The 8993-nt window shown below is 41.9% G+C and carries 7 protein-coding genes; all 7 read left to right on the top strand.

Going from position 1 to position 8993, the window contains the following annotated elements; all coding sequences use genetic code 11:
• Positions 1-181: 181 nt before the first annotated feature.
• Positions 182-556 (top strand): DUF1149 family protein, encoded by a 375-nt coding sequence (locus ACFOSE_RS04485; protein ID WP_380431056.1) that lies wholly within the window; start codon positions 182-184, stop codon positions 554-556.
• 1 nt (position 557) lies between these two features.
• Entirely contained in the window at positions 558-1406 is an 849-nt protein-coding gene (locus tag ACFOSE_RS04480) for a DegV family protein (RefSeq protein ID WP_380431054.1), read from the top strand.
• A gap of 7 nt (positions 1407-1413) precedes the next feature.
• Entirely contained in the window at positions 1414-2181 is a 768-nt protein-coding gene (dapB, locus tag ACFOSE_RS04475; RefSeq protein ID WP_380431052.1) for a 4-hydroxy-tetrahydrodipicolinate reductase, read from the top strand.
• Complete coding sequence (locus ACFOSE_RS04470; protein ID WP_380431050.1) at positions 2178-3383, top strand: CCA tRNA nucleotidyltransferase; 1206 nt, start codon at positions 2178-2180, stop codon at positions 3381-3383. The genes dapB and ACFOSE_RS04470 overlap by 4 nt, the downstream gene beginning before the upstream one ends.
• Positions 3384-3413: 30 nt before the next feature.
• The gene (locus tag ACFOSE_RS04465; RefSeq protein WP_380431048.1) at positions 3414-5285 is read left to right on the top strand and encodes an ABC-F family ATP-binding cassette domain-containing protein; all 1872 of its coding nucleotides are present in this window, start codon (positions 3414-3416) and stop codon (positions 5283-5285) included.
• 70 nt (positions 5286-5355) lie between these two features.
• Positions 5356-7110 carry an ABC transporter ATP-binding protein gene (locus ACFOSE_RS04460; protein WP_380431045.1) on the top strand — a complete coding sequence of 585 codons (1755 nt, stop codon included), beginning with the start codon at positions 5356-5358 and terminating at the stop codon, positions 7108-7110.
• Positions 7103-8854: an ABC transporter ATP-binding protein gene (locus ACFOSE_RS04455; protein WP_380431042.1), complete on the top strand. Its 1752-nt coding sequence runs from the start codon at positions 7103-7105 to the stop codon at positions 8852-8854. The genes ACFOSE_RS04460 and ACFOSE_RS04455 overlap by 8 nt, the downstream gene beginning before the upstream one ends.
• Positions 8855-8993 lie beyond the last annotated feature (139 nt).

The raw sequence follows: 8993 nt of genomic DNA, 5'->3' as shown, positions 1-8993 counted from the left end.
GACGTCGCTGGAGAGAAACGGCTTATAGCCGGTGTACAAGCCACCCGTTTTCACGGGTGGTTATGACTTTTTTATCCGGCTTAGCTAATCTACTCTTAAAAGAAGTAAGGGGGACTTTTAAGACTGGCTGAAGTATGCTATAATAGGCTGTATTAAAGTAAATTTAAATTAGGAGAATAAAATGGAATTAACACGTGATCAAGTATTTGTCAATCAATATCACTATGATGCTCGTAATCTAGAATGGGAAAAACAACACGGCAAACCCGAGACTAATGTCGAGGTGACCTTCCAATTGGTCAGCAAGGACGAGGAAAAGACAGAAACACATCTGGTGGCTGTTTTACAATTCCAAATTGTGCGTCAGGACTTCGTCATCGCTGGTGTCATTTCTCAGCTGGTTCATCTGAAAAATCGCATTATTGATGAACCTAAAGAATTTTCACAAGAAGAAGTTCAAAGCTTGGCTGATCCACTGCTAGAAGTATTGCAACGTATGACCTATGAAGTTTCCGAAATTGCTCTGGACCGTCCAGGAGTTCATTTAGAGTTCTAAAATGAAATTAGCGGTTATCACGGATTCGTCAGTTTATCTTCCGAAAGAAGATCTAGCTCATCCCGATTTATATGTCTTGGATATTCCTATTCTTATCGACGGTGAGACTTATGTCGAAGGAAACAATCTGACGATTGAAGAATTTTATCTCAAAATGCGGCAAGCTACCAGTCTGCCAACGACCAGTCAGCCCAGTATAGCTGATTTGGATGAACTGCTGACAAATCTAGAGAACAATGGCTACAGCCATGTTTTGGGCCTTTTTTTGTCCAGTGGTATCTCGGGTTTTTGGCAAAACATCCAGTATCTGATTGAAGAACATAGCGCTTTGACTATCGCTTTCCCGGACAGTAAAATTACCAGCAGTCCCATGGGCTATATGGTTAATACAGCTTTGAAATTAGCTGAAGCTGGCCAGAGTTTCCAAGAAATTTTGACCAAGATGCAGACTATGATCGATGGAACACAGGCCTACATTATGGTGGATGATTTAAATCATCTAGTCAAGGGAGGGCGTCTGTCAAATGGTGCAGCTATATTGGGGAATCTACTCAATATCAAGCCCATTATGTATTTCGATGATGGTGTCATAAAGGTATTTGAGAAAGTTCGGACAGAAAAGCGGGCCATCAAGCGTTTCACTGAGATTCTTGATCAAGAAAGTCACAAGGGCTATCAGGCTTGGATCATTGAGGCCAATGCGCAAGCTAAAGCAGAAGCTTTCCGTCAACAACTGTTGGCTAGTGGTTATCAGGGCGATATAAGGACTGTCCCTTTTTGCGGTGTTATTTCAACCCACCTAGGAGAGGGAGCTCTTGCGATAGGGTTTACACCAAAAATAAAGGAGTGAGTGAATCATGAGTATTAAGGTTATTATTGCCGGATTTAAGGGTAAAATGGGATCGACTGCTGTTGATATGGTCAAAGGGGATGCCGACCTCCAATTAGTAGCTCTTTTGGATCCCTTTGCGATAGAGAAAGAAGTAGATGGTGTTCCAGTTTTCAATGATAAGGCCGATTTGGTTGGTTTTGATGCTCAGGTTTGGGTAGATTTTACCATTCCTAAGGTCGCTTATGAAAACACTCGTTTTGCTCTGGAAAATGGCTTTGCTCCAGTTGTTGGCACCACGGGATTCACTGAAGAGCAGATTACAGAGTTAACCGATTTATCTGTTCAGAAGCAACTTGGAGGCTTGATTGCTCCTAACTTTGCCATCGGTGCTATCCTGCTCATGGAATTTGCTGCTAAAGCAGCCAAGTATTTCCCGGATTTGGAAATTATTGAACTTCATCACGATAAGAAGAAAGATGCGCCGAGCGGTACAGCTATTAAAACGGCTGAGCTGATTCGAGAAACGCGTTCCTATAAAAAGCAGGGGGCTGAAGATGAAGAAGAAACCCTAGGAGGTGCACGCGGTGCAGAATTTGATGGGTTCCGCATTCATTCAGTTCGTTTACCAGGTCTAGTAGCCCATCAAGAAGTCATTTTTGGCGCTGAAGGACAGGGCTTGACCTTACGTCATGATTCTTATGATCGTATTTCCTTTATGAGTGGTGTTAATTTGGGGATCAAAGAAGTTGTCAAACGAGTTCAACTCGTCTATGGTTTGGAACATTTGTTATGAAACTGAAAAACGTGCCTTCTGAATTTCAGAAGGCTTTACCAATCTTAGAGAAGATTAAAACAGCCGGCTTTGAGGCCTATTTTGTTGGCGGGTCGGTCCGCGATGCTCTTTTAGGGCGTCCTATTCACGATGTTGATATTGCAACAAGTTCTTATCCGCAAGAGATCAAGGCTATTTTTGATCGGACAGTTGATATTGGTATCGAGCATGGAACTATTTTAGTTTTGGAAAATGCGGGTGAGTACGAGGTGACGACCTTTCGGACAGAGGATATCTATGTGGATTACCGTCGCCCTGCTAGTGTTTCTTTTGTGCGCTCTTTGGAAGAAGATTTGAAACGCCGAGATTTTACTGTTAATGCCTTTGCTCTTGATGAAGACGCCCAAGTTATCGATTTATTTGATGGGTTAGCGGATCTTGACCATCGGCTCCTGCGAGCAGTTGGTAAGCCTCAAGAACGTTTTAGTGAGGACGCTCTGCGAATCATGCGAGGTTTGCGCTTTGTGGCTAGTCTTGATTTTACTATTGAAGAACAGACCTTTACCGCTATGAAAACTCATGCACCTTTGCTGGCTAAGATTTCGGTTGAGCGTTCTTTCATTGAATTTGACAAGCTCTTAACATCCCCTTTCTGGAAAAAAGGTTTGCGAGCCTTGATTGACAGTGAAGCCTACGCCTATTTACCTAATCTTCAAGACCAGATAGCAGGTTTAGAGCAGACACTGACAGCTGTCGCTGATGATTTTGTCTTTAGTAGCAGTGAGCAGGCTTGGGCTGCTCTTTTAATGAATTTGAAGAGTACACCTGTCAAATCCTTCCTGAAAAAATGGAAGACATCAGTGCAGTTTCAAAAGACCGTTACTAGCCTGATAGACCTCTATGATCATCGCTCATTAGAGGGGCCAAATAGGCAAACTATCTATCGGTATGGTAAAAATTTAGCGATTTTAGTAGAAGATTTACGACAGGCTCAAGGTTTACCGGTAGCCTATGATTTAATTGAACAACTGGATGAATCCTTGGCTATTCATGATAAGAGCGAAATTGTTATTAGGGGGGGTGATCTGATGGCCGCTTTTGCTATTAAACCAGGTCCGGCTTTGGGAAAAGTACTTGCCGAGGTTGAAAGGGCGATTGTCGAGGGGGAATTGAGCAACGATAAAGCAGCCATTCTGGAATTTGCCAGTCAAAGGCTCCAGTAGTAGTTGTTTGAGTTGTAGAGAGGATATCAAGTGAGTAATTTTATTGTAGAGAAATTGACTAAGTCGGTCGGAGATAAGACAGTTTTTCGTGATATTTCCTTTATCATCCATGATTTGGATCGAATTGGATTGATTGGAGTCAATGGGACTGGTAAGACCACCCTTTTGGATGTCATCTCTGATAAATTGGGCTTTGATGGAGATGTCTCCCCTTTCATCAAACCTAATCATTATAAGATAGCCTACTTGACCCAAGAGCCAGATTTTGACGATAATAAAACTGTTCTGGATACAGTACTGTCCTCTGATTTACGGGAGATAAATCTGATTCGTGAATATGAGCAGCTGATGCTGAATTATGACCTAGCCCAGCAAAAGCGCTTGGAAAAAATCACAGCTGAGATGGACAGTCTCGATGCTTGGACAGTTGAAAGTGATGTTAAAACTGTCCTGACTAAATTAGGGATTACAGATTTAGAGCAAAATGTTGGGGATTTGTCTGGTGGCTTACGTCGCCGCGTTCAGTTAGCTCAGATTCTTCTAGGAGATGCTGATTTATTACTTTTGGATGAACCGACCAACCACCTTGATATCGAAACCATTGCTTGGTTGACCAACTTTTTAAAAACTTCAAAAAAGACTGTCTTTTTCATCACTCATGATCGCTATTTTTTAGACAATGTTGCTACGCGAATTTTTGAGTTAGATAAGGCCGGTCTTAAGGAATATCAAGGGAATTATCAAGATTATGTTCGTCTAAAGGCTGAGCAGGATGAACGAGATGCGGCAGCTTTGCACAAGCAGAAGCAGCTCTATAAGCAAGAATTGGCTTGGATGCGTACCCAGCCCCAAGCTCGTGCAACCAAACAGCAGGCTCGAATCAACCGCTTTAAGAAATTAAAAGATGATTTAAGTGCTACCAGCAGTTCGTCTGATCTGGTCATTAATTTTGAGACTAGTCGTATCGGTAAAAAAGTTATTAACTTTGAAGAGGTTAGTTTTTCTTATCCTGACAAGCCCATTCTTAATGATTGCAGTCTCCTGATTCAAAACAGGGACCGAATTGGTGTTGTTGGTGATAATGGTGTTGGCAAGTCTACTCTACTCAATCTTATCAATGGTGAGTTAAAGCCCACCTCTGGTAAAATTACTATCGGTGAAACTGTTCGAATTGGCTATTTTTCTCAGCAGATTAAGGAAATGAACGAGAATAAGCGGGTCATCAACTATCTACAGGAAGTAGCTGATGAGGTCAAGACCAGTGTCGGTCAAACCAGCATAACGGATTTATTGGAACAATTTCTCTTCCCACGCTCTACTCATGGGACTCAAATTGCTAAGCTATCCGGAGGTGAGAAGCGTCGTCTCTATCTACTTAAAATTCTCATCGAAAAACCCAATGTTCTCCTTTTTGATGAGCCGACCAATGACCTAGATATTGCAACCTTAACCGTCTTAGAACAATTCTTGCAAAACTTTGGCGGTGCTGTTATTACGGTCAGTCACGACCGCTATTTTCTCGATAAGGTGGCTAATAAAATTTTAGCCTTTGAAGCTGGTCAAGTCCGTGAATTTTTCGGTAATTACACAGATTATCTGGATGAGCAGGAATTTCTTAAAACCACTCTAGCAGCCCCAGCTCCTAAAGAAATTGTACCCAGGCTGGACAAGCCAGAAGAAAAGAAAAAGCGCATGTCCTACCAAGAAAAACAGGAGTGGGCAAGCATTGAAGAAGATATCGCAAGAATCGAAGCTATAATCGAAGAACTTGAGGCAGAAATGCAAACCTGTGGTAGTGATTTTACGAAACTAAGTGACCTGCAAAAAAATCTGGATGAGCAAAATGAGCTTCTACTAGAAAAATATGAGCGCTATGACTATCTGAGCGATTTGAAGAGATAAGAGAATTAAAAAATGGTATGAAAATACTAAATCTCTTTAATCCCCATTTTATAATGAAGAAAGGATATCTATGAAACTAATTTGGTCTTATTTGAAAAAGTATCCCAAATGGTTAATTTACAATTTACTTGCGGCTATTTTATTTGTAGTGGTCAATCTAGGCCTGCCCACAGTATTGGCTCGTATGATTGATTTGGCCATCAACCCCAAAGACATTGAGGCTCTTTATTTCTGGACTTTTATCATGTTTTTAGTGGTTATTGCAGGAATCATTGGCCGCGTAGCTTTGGCCTATGCGACCGGGCAACTCTCTACCCACATGGTTAAAGATTTGCGCAAGGATATGTATGCCAAGCTGCAAGATTATTCGCATCAAGAATACGAAAAAATTGGTGTTCCCTCTCTCGTTACTCGTATGACGACGGATGCCTTTGTGTTGATGCAATTTACTCAACAGGCTCTGCGAATGGGAGTCGTAACTCCTCTCATGGTTTCTTTTTCGGTGGTCATGATTTTGTTGACCAGCCCCTCTTTGGCTTGGGTTGTAGCAGTTTTCATCCCTTTTTTGGTGGCTACCATCGCCTATGTTGCTATAAAAACCATGCCTCTATCTGAGTATCAGCAAGCGACACTCGATAAAATCAACCAATATGTCCGTGAAAATCTGACCGGTCTGCGCGTTGTCCGTGCCTTTGCTCGTGAAAGTTTTCAAGAAGAGCGTTTTGATGCTAAGAATAAGGAGTATGCGGCGGTCTCAACTCGTCTTTTTACATTGACCGGTCTGACTGAACCCATGTTTATCCAAATTATTGTGGCCATGATTGTGGCTATCGGATGGTTTGCTTTAGCTCCCTTGTCCAAGGGTGAGTTGCAGATTGGTGATTTGGTCGCCTTTATTGAATACAGTTTCCATGCTCTGTTCTCTTTTTTAATCTTTGCCAATCTCTTTACCATGTATCCGCGGATGGTTGTATCCAGCCATCGGATTCAGGAAGTTATGGATATGGAATTGTCCATCTATCAAAATCCCAATGGTGTGACACAAACCCAAAGTCGTGGCTACTTGGAATTTGATAATGTGACCTTTGCCTATCCGGGTGAGACGGAAAGTCCAGTCCTTCATAATATTTCCTTTAAAGCAGGTCCAGGACAGACAACCGCCTTTATTGGTTCAACTGGTTCTGGTAAATCCTCTCTAGTCAGCTTGATTCCGCGATTTTATGATGTAACCTTAGGTAAAATTTTAGTGGATGGTGTGGACGTCAGAGACTATAATCTCAAGGCACTGCGGCAAAAGGTTGGTTTTGTTCCCCAAAAGGCTCTCCTTTTTACCGGCTCTATCGAAGATAATCTCAAGTATGGTAAGCAAAATGCTACGGTTGAAGATTTGGAAGAGGCAACCTCAGTGGCTCAGGCGAAAGAATTTATTGATAGCCGTGAAGAAGGTTATGCAACCCACCTGGCTGAAGGCGGTAGTAATCTATCGGGTGGGCAAAAACAACGTCTGGCCATTGCACGAGCTGTAGTTAAAAAGCCAGATATTTATATTTTCGATGATTCGTTTTCAGCCCTGGATTATCGGACAGATTTCGAGCTGCGACATCGTCTCAAGGAAGTTACTCAAGATGCCACCGTTCTCATCGTAGCTCAAAGGGTTGGAACCATTATGGATGCAGATCAGATTATTGTGTTGGATAAAGGAGAAATCGTTGGCCGTGGGACCCATGATGAACTTATGGAAAGTAATGCTATTTATCGCGAAATTGCTGATTCCCAACTTAAGGGTGCCAGTTTGTCCGAAATAGAAGGAGGAGAAGATGCGTAAAAATGTATTTATCCGTTTTTGGGCTTATCTGAGATATTACAAGGGCTCGCTATATCTAGCTGTTTTCCTAAAAATCATAGAAGCCTTCGCTAGTGTATTAGAACCTTTCATCTTGGGCTTGATTGTGACAGAGTTGACGACTAAACTGATTGCTCATACCCCCATTGATGTCGGTAAGATTGCTTTTCTTTTGGTCATCTATGCTGTGCGTGGTATCTTTTCCGAAATCGGCAGTTATGGTTCCAACTACTTTATGACGCGTACAGTGCAACGTTCTATCTATGATTTACGCCTTGATTTGAGCTATAAAATCAATAAAATCCCAGTATCTTATTTTGATGGCCATCAATTCGGAGATATGTTGGGACGCTTTACCAACGACGTTGAAGTTGTTTCAAACGCCCTACAGCAATCCTTCTTACAGGTGATTAATGCTGTTTTGACCCTGCTGATGGTTATCGGTATGGTTCTTTATCTCAATCTGCAGCTGGCTATTGTGGTTATCGTCAGTATTCCTCTTACTTACTTTTCGGCTAAATTTTTACTGAATAAATCTCAGCCCTTCTTTAAACGTCAAGCTGACGTCCTCGGAGATATGAATGGATTTGTGCAAGAAAATTTGACAGGTTTCAATATTATTAAACTCTATGGACGAGAAGAAGCTTCTGCAGAGGAATTTGATGGGATTTTGGATGAATTACAAGATGTTGGTTTCAAGGCTAGTTTCATTTCAGGACTGATGATGCCGGTCCTCAATGCTATTTCCGATTTAGCCTATCTAATTATTGCCTTCTGGGGGGGCTTTATGGTTATCACTGGCAGCCTGACCATCGGTAACTTGCAAGCCTTTGTCCAATACACTTGGCAAATTGGTCAGCCTATTCAGACCTTGACCCAGTTAGCTGCCATGCTTCAATCAGCACGTTCATCCTTGGAACGGATTTTTGAAGTTTTAGATGAAGACAATGAAGTCTCAGAAGTGACCGAAACTTTATCCGGCGATTTGACTGGTCAAGTTATTTTCAATCATGTTGATTTCCAGTACAATGAAGACAAACCTCTTATTAAAGATTTTAATCTGGAGGTTAAACCAGGTCAGATGATTGCCATCGTTGGTCCAACTGGTGCAGGAAAGACTACCTTGATTAATCTCTTGATGCGTTTCTATGATGTGACCAAGGGAGCTATTAGTGTTGATGGTCATGATATTCGCCACCTCTCCCGTCAGGAATACCGCCAACAATTTGGTATGGTGCTGCAAGATGCCTGGCTCTATGAGGGAACCATCAAGGATAACCTGCGTTTTGCGAAACTAGATGCCAGCGATGAAGAAATTGTTGCTGCTGCTAAGGCAGCTAATGTTGACCACTTCATTCGTACTCTGCCGGGGGGCTATAATATGGAAATGAACCAGGAATCCAACAATATTTCGTTGGGACAAAAGCAGCTTTTGACGATTGCCCGTGCTCTTTTAGCGGATCCTAAGATTTTGATTCTGGACGAGGCAACCTCATCTGTTGATACCCGCTTAGAACTCCTTATCCAAAAGGCTATGAAACGTCTTATGGAGGGGCGAACCAGCTTTGTCATTGCCCACCGCTTGTCCACTATCCAAGAAGCTGATAAAATCTTGGTACTTAAAGAAGGTCAAATCGTGGAGCAAGGAACTCATCAAAGTTTGCTTGATGCCAAAGGCTTTTATTATGATCTTTACATGAGTCAGTTTATCCAAACTGCTGAATGATTGAGAGCTTTTATCTAATATTTTCGATTATTAAAGTATTAAAAGCACCTTGCCATTATGGCAAGGTGCTCAGACTGAAGACAAAGCTCTTGGAATTGCATTTCTAAGAGCTTTTTGCTCTGTTTAGGAGTATACTAAA

The organism is Streptococcus dentapri, assembly GCF_042649885.1.
GTDB lineage: Bacteria > Bacillota > Bacilli > Lactobacillales > Streptococcaceae > Streptococcus > Streptococcus dentapri.
This window is presented reverse-complemented; position numbering and strand designations above follow the sequence as displayed.